This is a genomic window from Pseudomonas sp. R1-15 (assembly GCF_051132085.1).
Taxonomy (GTDB): Bacteria; Pseudomonadota; Gammaproteobacteria; order Pseudomonadales; family Pseudomonadaceae; genus Aquipseudomonas.
The window spans coordinates 3515813-3535098 of sequence record NZ_CP071660.1; the positions used below are offsets into that span (position 1 = coordinate 3515813).

Sequence of the window (19286 nt, forward strand, 5' to 3'; positions counted from 1 at the left end):
TTTCGCGAGCAGGCTCGCTCCCACAAGAACATCTGTGGCGCATGCAGATCCTGAGTCCAACCCAAAACAGACTGTGGGAGCGAGCCTGCTCGCGAAGGCGTCAGATCAGTCGACATTTTCCATTGACTGACACACCGCTTTCGCGAGCAAGCTCGCTCCCACAAGAGCATCTTTGGCGCACGCAGATCCTGAGTCCAACCCAAAACAAATTGTGGGAGCGAGCCTGCTCGCGAAGGCGCCAGATCAGTCGACATCTTCATTGACTGACACACCGCTTTCGCGAGCAGGCTCGCTCCCACAAGAACATCTGTGGCGCATGCAGATCCTGAGTCCAACCCAAAACAGACTGTGGGAGCGAGCCTGCTCGCGAAGGCGTCAGACCAGTCGACATCTTCATCGACTGACACACCGCTTTCGCGAGCAGGCTCGCTCCCACAAGAACATCTGTGGCGCATGCAGATCCTGAGTCCAACCCAAAACAGACTGTGGGAGCGAGCTTGCTCGCGATGGCGTCAGATCTGCCACATTGACGTTGCTGATACACCGCTATCGCGAGCAAGCTCGCTCCCACAGTTTGGGGTCAGTCCAGTTCAGGGTCTCTAAAGGGGTCTCACTGCCCCGCCCGCACCTTGGCAATTTCGGCGTACATCATCTTTACCAGCTCACCGTCCAGGGATTTGGCGAATTTATCGATCACCGGCTGCACGCGTTCGCGGAAACGATCTTTCTCGGCCGGGGTGATTTCGTTGACGGTCATGGCGCCCGCCAGCGTCGCCTTGGCCTTGTCCATGCTCGCCGCGGTGACTTCGCGCTGGAACTTCTGCGCCTCGCTCGCGGCCTCGCGGATCAGCGCCTTTTCATCGTCGTTGAGGCGGTTCCAGGTTTTCTGGCTGATGATCAACGACTGCGGATTGAAGATGTGGCCCGTCACCGAAAGGTACTTCTGCACCTCGTAGAATTTGTTGCCTTCGATCACCGTGAACGGGTTTTCCTGACCATCAATGGTGTGTTGCTCCAGGCCGGTATAGACCTCCGGGAAAGCCATCGGCACCGGGTTGGCGCCCAGGGCACTGAAGGTTTCCAGATAGATCGGCGACTGGATGACGCGCACCTTCAAGCCCTGCATGTCTTCAAGTTTCGCCACCGGATGCTTGCTGTTGGTCAGGTGACGGAACCCCAGGTCCCAGTAACCCAGGCCGACCAGGCCCTTGCTGTCCAACTGCGCCGCGAGTTTCTGGCCGACCGGCCCGTCGATGACCGCGTGGGCTTCCTCGGCGTTGTTGAACAGGAACGGGAAATCGAGCATGGCGAAATCCGCGGCCTGGGCAGCGAGGATGCCGGAGTTCAGCACCGTGATATCCAGCGTGCCGCCTTGCAGGGCCGAGACGGTCTGCACGTCGCCGCCCAGGGTTCCGCCAGGGAACAGACGAACCTTGAGCTTGCCGCCGCTCTTTTCACTGAGCAGGTCGGCAAACTTTTGCGCGCCCTGCCCTTGCGGATGTTCCTTGACGTTCTGGAAGGCAAAACGCAGGGTACGCTCGCGGATCTCAGCGGCGTGGCCGGCCACGCTGCCGAGCAGCAAGCCTGTTGCGCAGGCCCCGGCCAGCAAGGTTTTTATCAGTTTTTGCATGTCAGTCTCCGATCTTTATTGTTGTTGGTTTCGAGCTGCTACGGATTGCACCGGCATCAACCGGTGAAGAACTTCAACGGTCCCAGGACGAGCTGAGGGAACAGCACCAGCAGGAACAGCACCGCAAATTGCGCAAGCATGAACGGCCACACGCCACGCACGATTTCCTCGAATTCCAGCTTCGCCACGCCACAGACCACGTTGAGCACCGTGCCCACCGGCGGCGTGATCAGGCCAATCGCGGTGTTGATCAGAAACAGCACGCCGAAGTACACCGGGTCGATGCCCGCCTGGATCACCGCGGGCATCAGCACCGGCGTGAGGATGAGGATGGTCGGGGTCATGTCCATCACCGTGCCGACCAGGATGATCAGCGCCATCATCACCAGCAGCAGGAGGGTCTGGTTGTCCATGAACGGCGCCAGCAGGTCGGCCAACTGGCCCGGCAGGTCGGCGATGGTCACCAGCCAAGACGAGACCATCGCGGCCGCCACCAGCAACATCACCACCGAGGTGGTCCTGGCCGATGACAGGATCACTTCGTACAGCTGGCTGATCTTCATTTCCCGGTAGATCACCAACGACACGAACAGCGAATAGACCGCCGCGACCACCGCCGCTTCCGTGGGGGTGAAGATGCCGAACTTGAGGCCGAGGATGATGATCAGCGGCAGGCCCATCGCCCAACTGCCGTCCAGCAATGTGCGCAGTACCTCGGCACGGGAGCGCTTGGGCGCCGTCTCGACATTCTCGCGGCGGGAGATGAACCACCAGGCGATGGCGAGCCCGGCACCGAGCATGAGCCCGGGCACAATTCCGGCCAGGAACAGCTTGGAGATCGATACCCCGGAGGCCACGCCAAAAACGATGAAACCTATGCTCGGCGGAATGACCGGCGCGATGGTGCTGCCAGCGGCAATCAGCCCGGCCGAACGCCCTCGGTTGTGCCCGGCCAGCACCATCATCGGCACCAGCAGCGCTGCCAGTGCCGCCGCATCAGCCACCGCCGAACCGGAAAGCGAGGCCAACAGGCAGGAGGCGATGATCGCGACATAACCCAGGCCTCCGCGCTTGTGCCCCACCAGCGCCATGGCGATGTTGACGATGCGCTTGGACAGGCCGCCGACATTCATGACCTCACCGGCGAGCATGAAGAACGGCACGGCCATCAACGGAAAGCTATCAGCGCCATTGAGCAGGTTCTGCGCGATGATCTGGGCATCGAACAGGTCCAGGTAGAACATCAGCGCGACGCTGACCACCAGCAAGGCAAAGGCAATCGGCATACCCAGCGCCATGCTGCCCATCAGCGACCCGAGGAAAATGGCCAAGGTCATGGGCGGCTACCTTTGAGGGGGTCGTGGTTGATTGCCGGGGCATCGCTGGCCTCGACCATCACCAGCTCGTCATCCGCCAGTTTGCCGAACAGCGCCAGGTACAGTTCATACAGCAGAATGGCGGTGGCGCTGACGCCGAACACCAGGCCGGCGGCGTAGAACAACGCCATCGACAGACCCGAAGCCGGCGCAACCACGTCCAGGTTGATCACCGCCTGTTGCCAGCTGCCGCTGACGATCAAGCCGCAGATATACAGCATCAGCAGATGGCTGATGGCCAGGCAGGCACGCTTGCCGGCGGGCGGCAAGCGCTTGACCAGGCTGTTCATGCCCAGATGGGCGCGGTCCTTGAGCGCCACCAGGGCGCCGAGGAAAATCATCCAGACGAAGAACCAGCGCGACAGTTCTTCCGAAACGCTGATGCCGGAGTTGAACGCATAGCGCAGCACGACGTTGCCAAACACCAGCACGATCATCGCGACCATGCACAGGACAATCAGCAGCTTCAGCAGCTTGAAATACAAATCGACGACTTTTGTCATCTTGAAGACCTCACAGGTTGACCGAGCGCCGACATGCATCCGGCGCGACAGAGCGCAAACGCGTGCGCTATCGGATCGAAACTGAAACGTCCCGGCAGATACCGGAGCTGGAGGCGTGGGACGGGGCGAAAGCCATTGGACGGGAGCGCATGAGGACCTCTGTTTTTTATTATGGCCTTGCCTGGGCTTGGCGAGGCTGAGTGCCAGCTAAAATGTACTACCCAGTTAATCCGGTCAATAACCTTGCGGGGCCTGAGCACGGATCAAGACGGAACTAGCGTGCGATTATCGGTCACTGGTCAGTGGATTACGGGGTCTAACCCGCTGGTCACGGGGGGATTTGTATCGCTGTGTATATGGGCAGCGAATTGATACGAATTCGGCGATTTCACGCCTTCCCGGCACACATCGCCGATACACCTGCGCGTTTAACTGCACACACCGGACAGCAGCACACAGGCGCTGCCACGGCCCACTCAATAACGCGCAAGGAGAATCACCATGTTCAATTTCTCGAAACTTTCATCCCTCGCAATTGCCCTGACGCTGGTTGGCGGTGTCGGCTTGTCGACGGCGGCCTCGGCCAAGAACTCCCCTTCCCATGGCCAGGCTGCGCAGCAGCTGGCTGAGGGTGGCTCTGATCGTCTGATTCAGAATCGCGTGGCTGAAGGCGGGGCTGATCGGTTGCAGGAGCTGCGTGAACGCAGCACCGCATGAAAGCGCTGTTGTGGCGAGGGAGCTTGCTCCCGCTCGGCTGCGCAGCAGTCGTCAACCTGCCAGCCGGTTTTTCATGGAGAACCGGGTTGAATGGTTTTGGGGCTGCTGCGCAGCCCAGCGGGAGCAAGCTCCCTCGCCACAAAAGCTCCAAGCTCCAAGCTCCAAGCTCCAGGGTTCAAGCTTCAGGGTTCAGGGCTTGATGTTTTTCAATTCATTGAGCAAACCCAGCAGCTGCTGCATTTTTTCTTCGCCGAACTGTTCCTCGATCCGCCGGTAGTTGCTTTCCATGCCTTCGCTCATGGACACGAAACACTGCTGGCCGCGCTCGGTCAGGCCAACGAAAACCCGACGCTGGTCCTGGCTGGATTTCTGCCGCCGCACCAGCCCGTCGCGCTCCAGGCGAGTGAGCACGCCGGTCATGCTGGGCTTGAGAATGCAGGCCTGATGGGCGAGCTGGTGGCTCTCCAACTCACCCTGCTGGTGCAGAATGCGGATCACTCGCCACTGCTGCTCCGTAAGATCATGCTGATTCAGCGCCGGACGAAAAAACGCCATCGCCGCTTCGCGGGCTTGCAGCAGAGTCAGCGTCAGTGAGGGTCTCGGGTTGGCCATGTTCTAACTGTATGGATGGGCGAGTCGGCAGCTTAGTGTCGCCGGCAGGCTGCTGCAAGCGCCTCGCTTTTGTGGCGAGGGAGCTTGCTCCCGCTGGGCCGCGAAGCGACCCCAAAACCATTCAACCCCGCTGTCCAGGACGAAATGCATTGGCAGGCTTTACGACTGCTGCGCAGCCGAGCGGGAGCAAGCTCCCTCGCCACGGGTTAGTCGACCTATTTGAACAACATGCCCGACTGCCGTTGCCGATACTCCCCCGGTGTCAGCCTGGCGTAACGCTGGAAAAACCGGCTGAAATACGCGGGGTCCTTGAAGCCGAGTTGGTAGCAGATTTCATTGGCCGAGCTGCCGGTGAACAACAGCAGCCGCTTGGCCTCCTGCATCAGGCGCTCCATGATCAAGCGCTTGGAAGGCAGGTCGGCGATTCGTCGACACACGTCGTTGAGGCGCGCCTCGGTCACGCCAATGTCCGCGGCATAACGCGACAGGGGCCAGTGCTGGAAATAATGCGCTTCGATCAACTCATTAAAACGGTGGAAGATCTTCAGGTCTTCATGCCGCGCCGGCCTGGCTTCCAGGGAGTTGGAGCACAGCCGCAGCAGGCTGATCATGATCAGCCGCGTCAAGCCGTCCAGCGCCGCGCTGCGCCCCGGCCGCCCGGCCGTCACCTCTTCGCTCAATTCCTCGAACAGGCAGTCCAGCCGCCGCACCTCCCCCGTCTGCTCTGGCCCCAACTGCGCCAGCGCGACGCAGGACGCCGGCATCTGCACGCCCGCCGGCGCCAGGCTCGGATCGGCATCGATCAATTGCCACACCAGTTGCTGACGCACCGTCAATACGTGTCCGTCGCTGTCGGCTTCGGTAACAAAAGCGTGGGGAACGGTCGGCGGCGTGAGAAAAAACATCGGCCCTGATTCGACGTACTGCCGATCATCCAGATACACCCGCACGGTGCCGCTCTTGACGTAGTGAACCTGGAAGAACCGGTCATGCCGATGGACCGGCATGTTGCGCCCAAAAAAGCCGGCCAGGTTGGCGAGCCGGTCGTAATGCACTTCGGCATCGCTGTAGCGCTGGTCGTACACCTGGCCAATGTTGATGTTCGGGATCGGCTGCCGGTCGGTCATCACTCATTACTCGTTTTTATTCTGATTCAGGCCACTGCCTGCGCTCATGCTGCGCCGAAATCGGCAGGGCAACCAGTGCCGGAAGATTCTGCCACGCTTGACGATAGTTAACATCTTAATTATAACTGTTAACACATTAACAATATTCGCAGAGCACTGGTCTCTGCCATCCCAGGAGACAAGCATGAGCCGTGCCCTGCATGACGTCGCGACCGGCACCCTGTTCGGGGTCGCGCTGAACTACCAGGGGCTGCTGAAGCAGCGCCTCGCCGAGTTCGAGCAAGCGCCTTACCAGAAGCCGCCGCTCAAGCCCGTGCTGTTCATCAAGACGCCGAACACCCGCAACCAGCACGAGGCCGAGGTGATTCATCCAGGCCAGGGCGAGCGCCTGCAACCCGGGCCGGCCTTGGGTGTGGTGATGGGCAAGTCCGCCAGTCGCGTCAGCGCCGACGAGGCGCTGGACTATGTGGCCGGCTACACCGTGGTCAATGAATTCAGCCTGCCGGAGGACAGCTACTACCGCCCCGCCGTCAAGGCCAAGTGCCGGGATGGCTTTTGCACCGTCGGTCCCGACCTGGTGCCCAGCGCCAACGTGGCCGACCCCCACAGCCTGGCGGTCACGCTGTACGTCAACGGCGAGGTTCGCCAGCAGAACAACACGGCCAATTTCGTTCGCGACATCCCCCGCTTGATCGCCGAGATCAGCGAGTTCATGACCCTGCATGCCGGCGATGTCTTGATCACCGGCACGCCCGAGGGCCGGGTCGATGTACTGCCCGGCGATCGCGTCGAAGTGGACATCAGCGGCATCGGCCGACTCGTCAATACCATCGTGGCCGAGGAAACAGGAGCCGCCTCATGAAACGCGCACGCATTCACTTTGAAGGCCGGGTCCACGCCGTCACGGTCGAGAACGATAACGCCGTGCGCCTGGCCGACGGTCGGCTGTTGGCCGAAAACCAGGTGCAGTGGCTGCCCCCGGCCACCGGCAGCATGTTCGCCCTGGGCCTGAACTATGCCGATCACGCTGCGGAGTTGGCGTTCAAGCCGCCGACCGAACCACTGGCCTTCATCAAATCCCCCGGCACCTACACCGGCCACAACCAGGTTACCTGGCGGCCCGACAACGTTGCCTACATGCACTACGAGTGCGAGCTGGTGGCGGTCATCGGCAAACCGGCGCGCAACGTCAAGCGTGAGGACGCGCTGGACTACCTGGCCGGCTACACCGTCTGCAACGACTACGCGATCCGCGACTACCTGGAAAACTACTACCGCCCCAACCTGCGGGTGAAGAACCGTGACGCCACGACACCGGTCGGTCCGTACATCGTCGACGTTGCCGATGTAGCCGACCCCGGCAACCTGACCTTGCGCACCTGGATCAATGGCGAGTTGCGCCAGCAAGGCAGCACCAAGGACATGATCTTCGACATTCCGTACCTCATCGAATACCTGTCCAGCTTCATGACCCTGCAACCCGGCGACATGATCGCCACCGGCACGCCGGAAGGCCTGGCCGATGTGGTGCCGGGCGATGAAGTGGTCGTGGAAGTGGAAGGCGTCGGTCGCCTGGTCAACACAATCGTCAGCGAAGCCGAGTTCTTCGCGTCCCGGAAAGAGGCTTGAGCAGCATGATCAAACACTGGATCGATGGCCGTGAGGTCGAGAGCAAAGACGTCTTCGTCAACTACAACCCCGCCACCGGCGAGGCCATTGGCGAAGTCGCCAGCGGCGGCGCCGAGGAAGTCGCCCAGGCTGTCGCGGCGGCCAAGGCAGCGTTTCCGAAATGGGCCAACACCCCGGCGAAAGAACGGGCCCGGCTGATGCGCAAACTCGGCGAGCTGATCGAACAGAACGTGCCGAAACTGGCCGAACTGGAAACCCTCGACACCGGCTTGCCGATCCACCAGACCAGGAACGTGCTGATCCCAAGGGCCTCGCACAACTTCGATTTCTTCGCCGAAGTCTGCACCCGGATGGACGGTCACACCTACCCGGTCGACGACCAGATGCTCAACTACACCCTGTACCAGCCGGTGGGTGTCTGCGCCTTGGTGTCGCCGTGGAACGTGCCGTTCATGACCGCGACCTGGAAGACCGCGCCGTGCCTGGCACTGGGCAATACCGCCGTGCTGAAAATGTCCGAGCTGTCGCCCCTGACTGCCAACGAACTCGGGCGCCTGGCCGTCGAGGCCGGCATTCCCAACGGGGTGCTCAACGTGATCCAGGGCTACGGCGCCACGGCCGGCGATGCGTTGGTGCGTCACCCGGACGTGCGGGCGATTTCTTTCACCGGCGGCACCGCCACCGGCAAGAAAATCATGCAGACCGCTGGCCTTAAAAAGTACTCGATGGAACTGGGGGGCAAATCACCGGTACTGATTTTCGAAGACGCCGATCTGGACCGTGCCCTCGACGCGGCACTGTTCACTATCTTCTCGTTGAACGGCGAGCGCTGCACCGCCGGCAGCCGGATCTTCATCCAGGAAAGTGTCTACCCCCAATTCGTAGCCGAGTTCGCCGCCCGCGCCAGACGCCTGATCGTCGGCGACCCGCAGGACCCCAAGACCCAAGTCGGCTCGATGATCACCCAGGCCCATTACGACAAGGTCACCGGCTACATCAGGATCGGTCTCGAAGAAGGCGCCACCCTGCTCGCTGGTGGCCTGGAGCGTCCGGCCAACCTGCCGGCGCATCTGAGTCGCGGCCAGTTCATCCAGCCGACGGTGTTCGCCGACGTGAACAACAACATGCGCATCGCCCAGGAAGAAATCTTCGGCCCGGTGGTGTGCCTGATTCCGTTCAAGGATGAGGCCGAGGCGTTGCGGTTGGCCAACGCTACCGAATATGGCCTGGCGTCCTATATCTGGACCCAGGACATCGGCAAGGCCCATCGCCTGGCTCATGGCATCGAGGCCGGCATGGTGTTCATCAACAGCCAGAACGTGCGCGACCTGCGCCAGCCTTTCGGTGGCGTAAAGGGTTCCGGAACCGGCCGCGAAGGCGGACAGTACAGCTTCGAAGTCTTCGCCGAGATCAAGAACGTGTGCATTTCCATGGGCAGCCATCACATTCCGCGGTGGGGGGTGTAGCCCAAGCCTCTTTGGCGACGATGGCCCCGTGGCGAGGGAGCTTGCTCCCGCTCGATTGCGTAGCGATCGTAAAAAAATGGGGCCGCTTCGCCCGAAGCGTCGGACCGTCCCAGCGGGAGCAAGCTCCCTCGCCACGAGAGCTCATCGGTCAAGACCTGATTCACCACTTTCAAGATCAACAAGAACAACATTTCAGGAGAATCATCATGGGCGAAGTCGTCCTGGCTGCGAAAATCTGCCACGTTCCCTCGATGTACCTGTCCGAGCTGCCCGGCAAGCATCATGGCTGCCGTGCGGCAGCGATTGCCGGGCACAAGGAAATCGGCCGTCGCGCCCGTGAACTCGGCGCCGATACCGCCGTGGTGTTCGACGTGCACTGGCTGGTCAACAGCGCTTATCACGTCAACAGCGGCGCGCATTTCAAAGGCATCTACACCAGCAACGAACTGCCGCACTTCATCAAGAACATGGAGTACGAATACCCGGGTTGCCCGGAGCTGGGCGAGTTGATCGCCGCCGAAGCCAATTCCGCCGATATCAGGACCCTGGCCCACAACATCCCCAGCCTCGAGCTGGAATACGGCACCTTGGTGCCGATGCGCTACATGCACATGGATGTACCGGCGGAGCAGAAATTCAACGTGGTGTCGATTGCCGCCTGGTGCGCCTGGCACCGCCTGCAGGACAGCTTTGCCTTCGGCGCCGCCGTGCGCCGGGCCATCGAGAAGAGCGACCGCAAGGTCCTGGTCCTGGCCTCCGGCTCGCTGTCCCACCGTTTCTCCGACGACCGCAACGCCGAAGCCAACATCCACAACTGGACGCGGGAATTCGACAAACAGGTCGATCTGCACGTCGTGAAGTTGTGGCGCGAAGGCCGCTGGAAAGAGTTCTGCGCCATGCTGCCGGACTACGCCGAACACTGCTTCGGCGAAGGCAAGATGCACGACACGGCGATGCTGCTGGGGCTGCTCGGGGGGCCGGACTACGCCAAACCCGCCGAAATCATCACCGAGCCCTTCGGCAGCTCTGGCACCGGCCAGATCAACGCGATTTTTCCAGTCTGAACAACAGCCGCAAGCTCAAGCTGATCGCCTCAACTTGCCGCTTGCCGCTTACAACTCGAAGCTGCCGACGCAGGAGGCCCCCATGCCCCATTTCATCGCGGAATACACCGATAACATCGAGCAGCAGGCCGACCTGCCCGGCCTGTTTGAAAAGGTCCACCTCTTGCTGGGCGACAGCGGCGTGTTTCCCTTGGGCGGCATCCGCAGCCGTGGCGTACGCCTGGACACCTGGCGCATGGCCGACGGCAAGCACGATTACGCCTTTGTCCATATGACGCTCAAGGTCGGCCATGGTCGCGACCTGGCTACCCGGCAAAAGGTCGCGGAAAAACTTTTCGAACTGATCACCACGCACTTCGCCGACCTGCAGGCCCAACGCCTGCTGGCGTTGTCGTTCGAGATGATCGAGCTGCACGAGCAGCTCAACTTCAAGGCCAACAACGTCCACGCCTTTCTCAAGGGCCAGTCCAGCTAGCCCGTTCGCCCCATCGGCCTCTCAGACAAAAAGTACAAGATCATGAGCACAGCCAATACTGCCGACACCGCCGGCACCCTCGCGCACGACCGCACCCATGCCAGCATCACCTGGCGGCTGATGCCGCTGTTGCTGGTCTGCTACCTCTTTGCCCACCTGGACCGCATCAACATCGGCTTCGCCAAGATGCAGATGAGCGCCGACCTGCAATTCAGCGACACGGTCTATGGCTTCGGCGCCGGCCTGTTCTTCATCGCCTATGCGCTGTTCGGCGTGCCGAGCAACATGGCCCTGGACCGGGTCGGCCCGCGTCGCTGGATCGCCACGCTGATGGTGGTCTGGGGCGCGTTGTCGACCGGCATGTTCCTCATCGAAAGCGCCAGCGGATTCTACGTGTTGCGCTTTCTGCTGGGCGTGGCCGAGGCCGGGTTCTTTCCGGGCATCCTGGTCTTTCTCAACCGCTGGTACCCGGCGCGGCGCCGGGCCCAGGTCACGGCGCTGTTTGCCATTGCGGTGCCGATGGCGGGCGTGATCGGCGGGCCGTTGTCAGGCGGCATACTGGAACATTTCCATGACTTCGGCAGCCTGCGCGGCTGGCAATGGATGTTCATCATCGAAGGCTTGCCGGTGATCCTGCTCGGCCTGGTGGTGCTCAAGTGCCTGCCCGACAGCTTCGAGACGGTCAACTGGCTCAGCGCCGACGCCAAGCAGCAACTACGTGAGCAACTGAGCCACGAAGAACAGCGCAAATCCATTACCTCGTTCCCGGCCATTCTCGGCAACCCGCAGGTCTGGCTGCTGGTGGCGGTGTATTTCGCGGTGATGCTGGCGGTCAACACCCTGGCGTTCTGGATGCCCACCCTGATCCATGGCGCCGGCATCGGCAGCGATGGCAAGGTCGGGCTGCTCAGCGCCGTGCCTTACCTGGCCGGCTGTTTCTTCATGATCGGCTGCGGACGCTCCTCCGATCACCACCGCGAACGCCGCTGGCACCTGTGCGTGCCGCTGTTGATGGCGGCGACTGGCATTGCCGTCGCCGGGCTTTCCCCGGCCAATCCGACCCTGGTGCTGGGCGGCCTGATTCTCGCCGGCATGGGCGCCAGTGCCGCGTTGCCGATGTTCTGGCAACTGCCACCGGCGTTCCTGTCCAACAGCACCCAGGCCGCCGGCATCGCACTGATCAGTTCCTTCGGCAGCATCGCTTCGTTCTTCGCGCCCTACCTGATCGGCTGGATGCGCGACACCACCCAGAGCGCCAGCCTGGCCCTTTATGTCCTGGCACTGCTCATCGCCCTGGGTGGCCTGTTGGTGCTGCGCACCCGGGCAGCCATCGTCAATCCACAATAGAGATCCTTGTCATGCTCGATCAAAGCCTCATCCAGCAAGCCGCCGCGCGCCTTGACCAAGCCGAACGCTCCCGGGAACAGGTGCGGCAATTTTCCCTCGACCATCCAGGCATCACCATCGATGACGCCTACGCTATCCAGCGCGCCTGGGTCGCGCAAAAAATCAACGACGGGCGCAAGCTGGTCGGCCACAAGATCGGCCTGACTTCCCGCGCGATGCAGGTCTCGTCGAATATCACCGAACCGGATTATGGCGCGCTGCTGGACGACATGTTTTTCGATGAAGGCAGCGACATTCCGTTCGAACGCTTCATCGTGCCGCGCGTGGAAGTCGAGCTGGCGTTCGTTCTCGGCAAGCCGCTCAAAGGCCCGAACGTGACGCTGTTCGACGTGCTTGATGCCACCGAATGGGTGATTCCGGCGCTGGAAATCATCGATGCGCGTATCCAGCAGATCGACCCGCAGACCAAGGTCACCCGCAAGGTCTTCGATACCATTTCCGACAACGCCGCCAATGCCGGCGTGGTCATGGGCGGCCGTGCCGTGCGGCCCACCGAGATCGACCTGCGCAAAGTGCCGGCAGTGCTCTATCGCAACGGCGTGATCGAAGAGTCCGGCGTGTCGGCGGCGGTGCTCAATCACCCGGCCAAGGGCGTGGCCTGGCTGGCGAACAAACTGGCGGCCTACGACGTCACGCTGCAGCCGGGCCAGATCATCCTGGGCGGCTCTTTCACCCGCCCGGTGGCGGCCAATCCGGGCGATACCTTCCATGTCGACTACGACATGCTCGGCTCCATCGCTTGCCGTTTCGTCTGACCGGAGACTTCTCATGGACATGCCCGTCAATACCTTCAAGCAACGCCTGCGCAGCGGTGAAGCACAAATCGGCCTGTGGCTGGGCCTGGCCGGCGCCTACTGCGCGGAGCTGGCAGCCAATGCCGGATTCGACTGGTTGCTGATCGACGGTGAACACGCGCCCAACGACCTGCGCACCGTGCTCGGCCAGCTCCAGGCCATCGCGCCCTACCCCGGCCAACCGGTGATTCGCCCGGTTATAGGCGACACGGCGCTGATCAAGCAACTGCTCGATATCGGCGCGCAAACGCTGCTGGTGCCGATGGTGGAAAGCGCCGCCCAAGCCAGCGAACTGGTGCGCGCCATGCATTACCCGCCCCACGGTGTACGCGGCGTCGGCAGCGCACTGGCCCGGGCCTCGCGCTGGAACAGCATTGCCGGCTACCTCGACCACGCCGATGAGCAGATGTGCCTGCTGGTGCAGATCGAGAGCTGCGAGGGACTCGCCAACCTGGACGCCATCGCCGCCGTCGAGGGCGTCGACGGGGTGTTCATCGGCCCGGCGGACTTGAGCGCATCAATGGGCCATCGCGGCAATCCCGGCCACCCGCAAGTGCAAGCCGCCATCGAGGACGCCATCGCGCGCATTCGCCAGGCGGGCAAAGCGGCCGGGATCCTCAGTGCCGACGAGACACTCGCCCGACGCTACATCGAACTCGGCGCAGCCTTTGTCGCCGTGGGCGTGGACACGACGGTGCTGATGCGTGGGTTACAGGCGTTGGCTGCAACATTCAAGAACACCCCAAAACCATCGACCGGGGGTGTCTACTGACTCACCGTCACCTTGTGGTGAGGGAGCAAGCTACCTCACCACAAGGTGAACCACTCGCGCCTTCTAGCGTTTGATTGTCTTGAGATCATCAAGCAACCCCAACAACGTCTGCAATTTCTCCTCCCCCAACCGCCCCTGTAGACGCTGGTAGTTTTCCTCCATGCTCTGGCTCATCGAGTCGAAGCATGCCTGGCCCTGGGGGGCCAGGCGCACCAGCACGCGGCGCTGGTCCTGTTCGGCCTTGCGCCGCACGACCATGCCCGCTGCTTCCATGCGTACCAGTACGCCGGTCATGCTCGGCTTGAGGATACAGGCCAGTTCGGCCAGGCGATTGATTTCCAGCTCGTCATGCTGGCTGAGGATGCGGATGACCCGCCACTGTTGCTCGGTCAATCCGTGCTGGTTCAGCGATGGACGGAAAAAAGCCATGGCTGCTTCACGGGCCTGCAGCAGGGTCAAGGTCAGGGATTGCCGGGGTTTGGGCATGACATGTTTTCGCGGAAAAATAGTTAATGAGTTAACCAAATCTTATCAGCTTCACGCTGGAACACTCAGCTTTGTGCGAACTGTTTGAAAACCAATAAAAAAGCCCCGCTTCTCTCGAGGCGGGGCTTCTTCATTCAGCGGTGTATCAGTTGGCCGTGACGACCGCCTGACCGCTCAACGCCAGGTCGAGCAGTTCGCGGTTGGCGACTGCGTACATGGCGTAGTCGGTACCACTGGCGGCACGGATGTCCACCAGCATGGCGCGCCAGCGCTCGACCATCTCGCGGTGCTGCTCCAGCCACAGCGCCAGACGGGTTTCCACGTCCTGGCTACCGTCGCCTTCCTGCAGGACCGAGATGGTGATCGCCCGCTGCTGCCAGTCGATGTCATCGCGGAACGCTTCACGGGCCAGGGCCTGCCAGTTGTTTTCAACCGGCAAGGCGCTGATCTGTTGCAGGTACCAAGTGATGTCCAGCGCACTGCCCACGGCGAAGTAGGCCTTGGCCACATCGGCGGCGTTCTGGCCGGTGACGTCGGACGCCTCGATGATCGGCAGCAAGGTGTACAGGTGCGTGGTGCCGGCAACCATGCGCGCCAGCAACTCCGGCACGCCGGCGGCCACGTAGGCCTGGTAGCGGGTCTGCCAGCCTTCGCGGGTCGGGCCTTCCAGCAGTTCGTCGAGCTTGAGGCCCAACGCCGCCAGGTGCGGACCGAAGTGAGCGACGTCACGGGCAGCATTCTGCTCGTTGCGGCGGCTGCGCAGGAACCAGCGCGTGGCGCGACGGCCCAGGCGCATCAGCTCGTCCATCAGCTCCAGTTGCACGTCGGCGGAAACCTGGTGGTCCAGGGCTTCGATCTGACGGAACCAGTGCGGGAGATGGAAGATGTCCCGAACGATTACATAAGCACCGGCCACGTTCGCCGGGCTCATGCCGGTCGACTCTTTCAACCGCTGGACGAACGTGATGCCCATGTGGTTGACCAGGTCGTTGGCGATCTGGGTGCTGACGATCTCGCGCTTCAGGCGATGGCGACGCATCGCTTCGGAGAACTTGCTCACCAGCGTTGGCGGGAAAGCCGTCTCCATGTCGCGGGTCAGGTAGTCATCGTCCGGCACCAGGGAGTTGAGCAGCGCTTCCTTGAGGTCGATCTTGCTGTAGGAGATCAGTACCGAAAGCTCGGCACGGGTCAGGCCCTGGCCTGCCGCGACACGTTCGGCCAGTTGGTCTTCGGTCGGCAGGAACTCGATGGCACGGTCCAGCTTGCCACGGGCTTCCAGATCGTTCATCAGACGCTTGTATTCGGCGATCCGCACAAAGGCGCGACGCGCCGCCAGGGACAGGGCCTGGGTCTGCTTGTAGTTGTTGCCCAACACCAGGCCGCCGACTTCGTCGGTCATACTCGCCAGCAACTGGTTGCGTTGCTTGTCGGTCATGTCGCCGGCCTGCACCACTTCGTTGAGCAGGATCTTGATGTTCACTTCGTGGTCGGAGCAGTCCACGCCACCGGCGTTATCGATGAAGTCGGTGTTGGTGGCGCCGCCATGCAGGCCGAACTCGACGCGACCGAGCTGGGTCATGCCCAGGTTGCCGCCCTCGCCCACCACCTTGCAGCGCAGCTCGTTACCGTTCACGCGCAGCGCATCGTTGGCCTTGTCGCCGACATCGGCGTGGCTTTCGGTGCTGGCCTTGACGTAGGTGCCGATACCGCCGTTCCACAACAGGTCCACCGGCGCCTTGAGCAAGGCGTTCAGCAGTTCGGTCGGGGTCAGCTTGTCGGCCTTGATGTCAAAGCGCTCTTTCATCTGCGGCGAAATCGCGATGCTCTTCGCGCTGCGCGAGAAGATACCGCCACCTTCGGACATGATGCTGGTGTCGTAGTCGGTCCAGGCCGAACGCGGCAGATCGAACAGACGCTTGCGCTCGGCGAAACTGCTGGCCGGCTCCGGGTTCGGGTCGATGAAGATGTGCAGGTGGTTGAAGGCCGCGACCAGTTGCAGCTTGTCGGACATCAGCAAGCCGTTGCCGAACACGTCGCCGGCCATGTCGCCGACGCCCACCACGGTGATGCTGTCTTCCTGCACGTTGATGCCGCGCTCGCGGAAGTGACGCTGTACGCCAACCCACGCGCCCTTGGCGGTGATGCCCATTTTCTTGTGGTCGTAGCCGGCCGAACCGCCGGAGGCGAACGCGTCACCCAGCCAGAAGCCGTAGTCGATGGCAATGCCGTTGGCGATGTCGGAGAAGGTCGCGGTGCCTTTGTCGGCCGCCACCACCAGGTACGGGTCATCATCGTCATGCCGCACGACGTTGGCCGGCGGCACCAGAGCGCCGTCCTTCAGGTTGTCGGTGATGTCCAGCAGACCCGAAATGAAGATGCGGTAGCAGGCGATGCCCTCGGCCGCGATCTCGTCCCGGCTGCCACCCAGTGGCAGGCGACGCGGCAGGAAACCGCCCTTGGCGCCCACGGGCACGATCACCGAGTTCTTCACTTGCTGGGCTTTTACCAGGCCGAGCACTTCGGTGCGGTAGTCTTCCTCGCGGTCGGACCAGCGCAGGCCACCGCGAGCGACGTTGCCGAAACGCAAGTGCACGCCTTCGACCCGTGGCGAGTAGACGAAGATCTCGAACTTGGGCACCGGCTTCGGCAGTTCCGGAATCAGGTGCGGGTTGAACTTGAAGCTGAAGTACGACTTGTTATGGCCGTTGGCGTCGGTCTGGTAGAAGTTGGTCCGCAGGGTCGCCTTGATCAGGTCCAGGTAACGACGCAGGATGCGGTCTTCATTGAGCACCTGCACATCGTCGAGGGCCGTGAGGATCGCCTGTTCCAGACGCTGTTGCTTGTCTTCCAGGTCATCGCCGCTGAGCTTGCGCGCCAGGTAGAAACGCGTCTTGAACAACCGGGTCAGCTCGCGAGCGATATCGGTGTGGTTGTTCAGGGTGCTGGCGATGTAGCCGAGGTCGAAGCCCAGGCGGATCTGCTTCAGGTAACGGGCGTAGGCACGCAGCAACGCCACGTCGCGCCATGGCAGGCCGGCGGTCAGCACCAGGCGGTTGAACGCATCGTTCTCGGCATCGCCACGGACGATGTGGACAAAGGCGTCCTGCAGGGTGTCGTTGAGTTGCTGGATGTCGAGGTCGAGGCCTTCGGCGGCGGTGAACGCGAAATCGTGAATCCAGAACTCGCGGCCGTTGGTGTGGCGCAGGCGATACGGGAACTCGCCCAGCACGCGCAGGCCGAGGTTCTCCAGGATCGGCAGCACGTCGGACAGCGCCAGCGGCGTGTCGGCGTGATACAGCTTGCAGTGCAGCTCACGCTGGCCGGACACCTGGCCCAACGGCTGGTAGAAGCTCATCACCAGCGGATTGGTTTCATTCAGGCTCAGCAGGTGTTGCATGTCCACTACGGCCGAGTGCGCGGCAAAACGCTCGCGGTAGCCGGCCGGGAAGCCTTTCGGGAAGTCCGACAGCACGTTGGTGCCCTGGGCTTCGCCGAAGCTCTCGATCACCAGGCTGGCGTAGTCGTCTTTCCAGCTGCGGCAGGCCTGCACGACTTCTTTTTCCAGCAGGACCGGGTCGATGTCGAGACGGTTTTTCGGGTCCACGCGCAGGATCAGTTGCACGCGAGCCAGTACGGATTCAGAGAAGAACGTCCAGAACTCGCAGTCCGACGCCTTCAGGCGATCCATCAGCACTTGCTGGATCTTCTGGCGCACTTCGGTGGAATAGATGTCACGCGGCACATAGGCCAGGCAGTAGCAGAAACGACCGTACGGGTCCTTGCGCAGGAACACGCGGATCTTGTTGCGTTCCTGGATCTGCACGATGGACATCACGGTGCTGAACAGCTCGTCCACCGGGGTCTGGAACAGGTCGTCACGGGGCAGCACTTCGACCACCTGGGCCAGTTCCTTGCCCAGGTGCGCCTTGGCCTGGAAGCCCGAACGACGTTCGATTTCCTCGACCTTGCGACGGATATACGGAATGACCCGCACGCTTTCGCCGTACACCGAAGAGGTGTACAGGCCCATGAAACGGCATTCCTTGATGACCTTGCCGTTGGCGTCGATTTCACGGATCGACACGTAGTCCGGGTAGGCCGGACGGTGCACGCGGCTTGGATGCGCGGCCTTGGCGAACGACAACACGGTCGGTTCGCGCAGGTAATTGACCGCGTAGTCTTCGATGCGCAGGTCTTCGGCGGTCAGGCCGGCGCGCAGCAATTTGGTCAGGCCGAGGAACGATTCAGGATCGTATTCGATGTGGCCGCCGTCGGCTTCATCGCGAACCACGAACTCTTCGTAGCCGAGGAAAGTGAAGTGGTTGCCCACCAGCCATTCCAGGAAGCTCTTGATTTCGGCTTTTTCGTCGGCATCGGTGGTGTAGGCGCTGTTGTCCAGGCTCGCGAGGATTTCCCGGACCTTGGCTTTCATCGGCTCGAAATCGGCCACGGCCACGCGCACTTCGCCCAGCACTTGCTCAAGTTCCTTGCTCAGGACATTGAGTTCAGCGGCATTGGCGCAGCGGTCGATCTCCAGGTACATCAACGACTCTTGCAGCACGTCGTCGCCCTGGGTGCCTTTGGGCAGGATTTCCAGCAACTCGCCCTTGCTGCCGCGACGCACGCTCAGGACGGTGGTTTGCAGGGTATGGATGCTGTAGCCGCGACGGTTCAGCTCGGTGCGGACCGAGTCCACCAGGAACGGCAGGTCGTGGTGCAGTACTTCGACGGCGGTGTGGGTCGACTGCCAGCCGTGACGTTCATAATCGGGGTTGTAGACACGCACCTGCGGTTGCGCGTGATCGAAGCGCTCAAGCAGGCGCCAGGCGGACAGGGTGCAGCCGGCGAGGTCGGACAACCGGCGCTGGGTAAGTTCATCGAGGGAAATGATGCCGAAGAATTGTTCAGCGAACAGCGCCACTTGTGGCAGTGCCTGTTCACTGATGTGCTGCGCCAGTGCCGCTTGCAGTTGGTGCTGGAAGTCGGCTTTGCTGGCTGCGGTGAAGAACGCCATCTGTGGTACTCCGCTTGGGCTTGTTATTGATGGTAGCGTCGCGTGCAACCCCTTTCGGGGCCGTCGGCCATCCTGTTCCTGATTCTCGGGCAGAGGAAACAGGATGACAGGTGGGTGAAGCTGGACGAGACCCGCAGGTCACATCCTTTTCCATGTAATTCCATGTCATGGACACCTGCAAAAAACACCCTCGGGTGGCCTTTGCAGGTGCACA

At 61.9% G+C, this 19286-nt stretch carries 16 protein-coding genes; 9 read left to right on the forward strand and 7 right to left on the reverse strand.

All coding sequences use genetic code 11. From position 1 onward, the window contains the following. Positions 1-610 precede the first annotated feature (610 nt). From J3P97_RS15895 to J3P97_RS15905, 3 genes are read right to left on the reverse strand one after another with little or no spacing between them, the layout of a single operon-like run. A complete protein-coding gene (locus J3P97_RS15895; protein ID WP_434672226.1) occupies positions 611-1630 on the reverse strand; it encodes a TRAP transporter substrate-binding protein in 1020 nt (339 codons plus the stop codon). 56 nt (positions 1631-1686) lie between these two features. Further along, positions 1687-2967, reverse strand: coding sequence for a TRAP transporter large permease subunit (locus J3P97_RS15900; protein ID WP_434601037.1), 1281 nt, complete (start codon positions 2965-2967; stop codon positions 1687-1689). Then, on the reverse strand, positions 2964-3509 hold the full coding sequence (locus J3P97_RS15905) for a TRAP transporter small permease (protein ID WP_434672227.1): 546 nt from the start codon (positions 3507-3509) through the stop codon (positions 2964-2966). Before J3P97_RS15905 ends, J3P97_RS15900 begins: the two co-directional genes overlap by 4 nt. A 501-nt stretch (positions 3510-4010) precedes the next feature. Between J3P97_RS15905 and J3P97_RS15910 the strand changes: the two genes are divergently transcribed. Beyond that, complete coding sequence (locus J3P97_RS15910) at positions 4011-4226, forward strand: phage infection protein (RefSeq protein ID WP_434672228.1); 216 nt, start codon at positions 4011-4013, stop codon at positions 4224-4226. Positions 4227-4415: 189 nt separating this feature from the next. On the opposite strand, the gene hpaR (J3P97_RS15915) is transcribed toward J3P97_RS15910, so the two are convergent. After that, positions 4416-4838 (reverse strand): homoprotocatechuate degradation operon regulator HpaR, encoded by a 423-nt coding sequence (gene hpaR / locus J3P97_RS15915; protein ID WP_305500516.1) that lies wholly within the window; start codon positions 4836-4838, stop codon positions 4416-4418. Between the two features lie 215 nt (positions 4839-5053). Then, entirely contained in the window at positions 5054-5965 is a 912-nt protein-coding gene (gene hpaA / locus J3P97_RS15920) for a 4-hydroxyphenylacetate catabolism regulatory protein HpaA (RefSeq protein ID WP_434672229.1), read from the reverse strand. 184 nt (positions 5966-6149) lie between these two features. Between hpaA and J3P97_RS15925 the strand changes: the two genes are divergently transcribed. From J3P97_RS15925 to hpaI, 8 genes are all read left to right on the forward strand, one after another. Beyond that, on the forward strand, positions 6150-6827 hold the full coding sequence (locus J3P97_RS15925; protein WP_434672230.1) for a fumarylacetoacetate hydrolase family protein: 678 nt from the start codon (positions 6150-6152) through the stop codon (positions 6825-6827). After that, positions 6824-7594 carry a fumarylacetoacetate hydrolase family protein gene (locus tag J3P97_RS15930; RefSeq protein ID WP_434672231.1) on the forward strand — a complete coding sequence of 257 codons (771 nt, stop codon included), beginning with the start codon at positions 6824-6826 and terminating at the stop codon, positions 7592-7594. The genes J3P97_RS15925 and J3P97_RS15930 overlap by 4 nt, the downstream gene beginning before the upstream one ends. A gap of 5 nt (positions 7595-7599) precedes the next feature. Then, positions 7600-9060, forward strand: a complete 1461-nt coding sequence (gene hpaE / locus J3P97_RS15935; protein ID WP_434601046.1) for a 5-carboxymethyl-2-hydroxymuconate semialdehyde dehydrogenase — start codon at positions 7600-7602, stop codon at positions 9058-9060. A gap of 206 nt (positions 9061-9266) precedes the next feature. Further along, positions 9267-10124, forward strand: a complete 858-nt coding sequence (hpaD, locus tag J3P97_RS15940; RefSeq protein ID WP_434672232.1) for a 3,4-dihydroxyphenylacetate 2,3-dioxygenase — start codon at positions 9267-9269, stop codon at positions 10122-10124. A gap of 82 nt (positions 10125-10206) precedes the next feature. Then, complete coding sequence (locus tag J3P97_RS15945; protein WP_434672233.1) at positions 10207-10599, forward strand: 5-carboxymethyl-2-hydroxymuconate isomerase; 393 nt, start codon at positions 10207-10209, stop codon at positions 10597-10599. A 42-nt stretch (positions 10600-10641) separates the two neighbouring features. Further along, complete coding sequence (locus J3P97_RS15950; protein ID WP_434672234.1) at positions 10642-11946, forward strand: MFS transporter; 1305 nt, start codon at positions 10642-10644, stop codon at positions 11944-11946. Between the two features lie 11 nt (positions 11947-11957). Continuing rightward, entirely contained in the window at positions 11958-12761 is an 804-nt protein-coding gene (hpaH, locus tag J3P97_RS15955; protein ID WP_434672235.1) for a 2-oxo-hept-4-ene-1,7-dioate hydratase, read from the forward strand. Between the two features lie 13 nt (positions 12762-12774). Next, a complete protein-coding gene (hpaI, locus tag J3P97_RS15960) occupies positions 12775-13572 on the forward strand; it encodes a 4-hydroxy-2-oxoheptanedioate aldolase (protein ID WP_434672236.1) in 798 nt (265 codons plus the stop codon). Between the two features lie 63 nt (positions 13573-13635). Here the strand turns inward: hpaI and hpaR (J3P97_RS15965) are convergent, their stop codons facing one another. Continuing rightward, positions 13636-14058 (reverse strand): homoprotocatechuate degradation operon regulator HpaR, encoded by a 423-nt coding sequence (gene hpaR / locus J3P97_RS15965; RefSeq protein WP_434573669.1) that lies wholly within the window; start codon positions 14056-14058, stop codon positions 13636-13638. A 145-nt stretch (positions 14059-14203) separates the two neighbouring features. Next, positions 14204-19072, reverse strand: a complete 4869-nt coding sequence (locus tag J3P97_RS15970) for an NAD-glutamate dehydrogenase (protein WP_434657220.1) — start codon at positions 19070-19072, stop codon at positions 14204-14206. Positions 19073-19286: the final 214 nt, after the last annotated feature.

What these genes read in the sequence shown, in the direction of transcription:
- J3P97_RS15895 (WP_434672226.1), bottom strand. Translation starts at nt 1,630, where the DNA reads ATGCAAAAACTGATAAAAACCTTGCTGGCCGGGGCCTGCGCAACAGGC.
- J3P97_RS15900 (WP_434601037.1), bottom strand. Translation starts at nt 2,967, where the DNA reads ATGACCTTGGCCATTTTCCTCGGGTCGCTGATGGGCAGCATGGCGCTG.
- J3P97_RS15905 (WP_434672227.1), bottom strand. Translation starts at nt 3,509, where the DNA reads ATGACAAAAGTCGTCGATTTGTATTTCAAGCTGCTGAAGCTGCTGATT.
- J3P97_RS15910 (WP_434672228.1), top strand. Translation starts at nt 4,011, where the DNA reads ATGTTCAATTTCTCGAAACTTTCATCCCTCGCAATTGCCCTGACGCTG.
- hpaR (WP_305500516.1), bottom strand. Translation starts at nt 4,838, where the DNA reads ATGGCCAACCCGAGACCCTCACTGACGCTGACTCTGCTGCAAGCCCGC.
- hpaA (WP_434672229.1), bottom strand. Translation starts at nt 5,965, where the DNA reads ATGACCGACCGGCAGCCGATCCCGAACATCAACATTGGCCAGGTGTAC.
- J3P97_RS15925 (WP_434672230.1), top strand. Translation starts at nt 6,150, where the DNA reads ATGAGCCGTGCCCTGCATGACGTCGCGACCGGCACCCTGTTCGGGGTC.
- J3P97_RS15930 (WP_434672231.1), top strand. Translation starts at nt 6,824, where the DNA reads ATGAAACGCGCACGCATTCACTTTGAAGGCCGGGTCCACGCCGTCACG.
- hpaE (WP_434601046.1), top strand. Translation starts at nt 7,600, where the DNA reads ATGATCAAACACTGGATCGATGGCCGTGAGGTCGAGAGCAAAGACGTC.
- hpaD (WP_434672232.1), top strand. Translation starts at nt 9,267, where the DNA reads ATGGGCGAAGTCGTCCTGGCTGCGAAAATCTGCCACGTTCCCTCGATG.
- J3P97_RS15945 (WP_434672233.1), top strand. Translation starts at nt 10,207, where the DNA reads ATGCCCCATTTCATCGCGGAATACACCGATAACATCGAGCAGCAGGCC.
- J3P97_RS15950 (WP_434672234.1), top strand. Translation starts at nt 10,642, where the DNA reads ATGAGCACAGCCAATACTGCCGACACCGCCGGCACCCTCGCGCACGAC.
- hpaH (WP_434672235.1), top strand. Translation starts at nt 11,958, where the DNA reads ATGCTCGATCAAAGCCTCATCCAGCAAGCCGCCGCGCGCCTTGACCAA.
- hpaI (WP_434672236.1), top strand. Translation starts at nt 12,775, where the DNA reads ATGGACATGCCCGTCAATACCTTCAAGCAACGCCTGCGCAGCGGTGAA.
- hpaR (WP_434573669.1), bottom strand. Translation starts at nt 14,058, where the DNA reads ATGCCCAAACCCCGGCAATCCCTGACCTTGACCCTGCTGCAGGCCCGT.
- J3P97_RS15970 (WP_434657220.1), bottom strand. Translation starts at nt 19,072, where the DNA reads ATGGCGTTCTTCACCGCAGCCAGCAAAGCCGACTTCCAGCACCAACTG.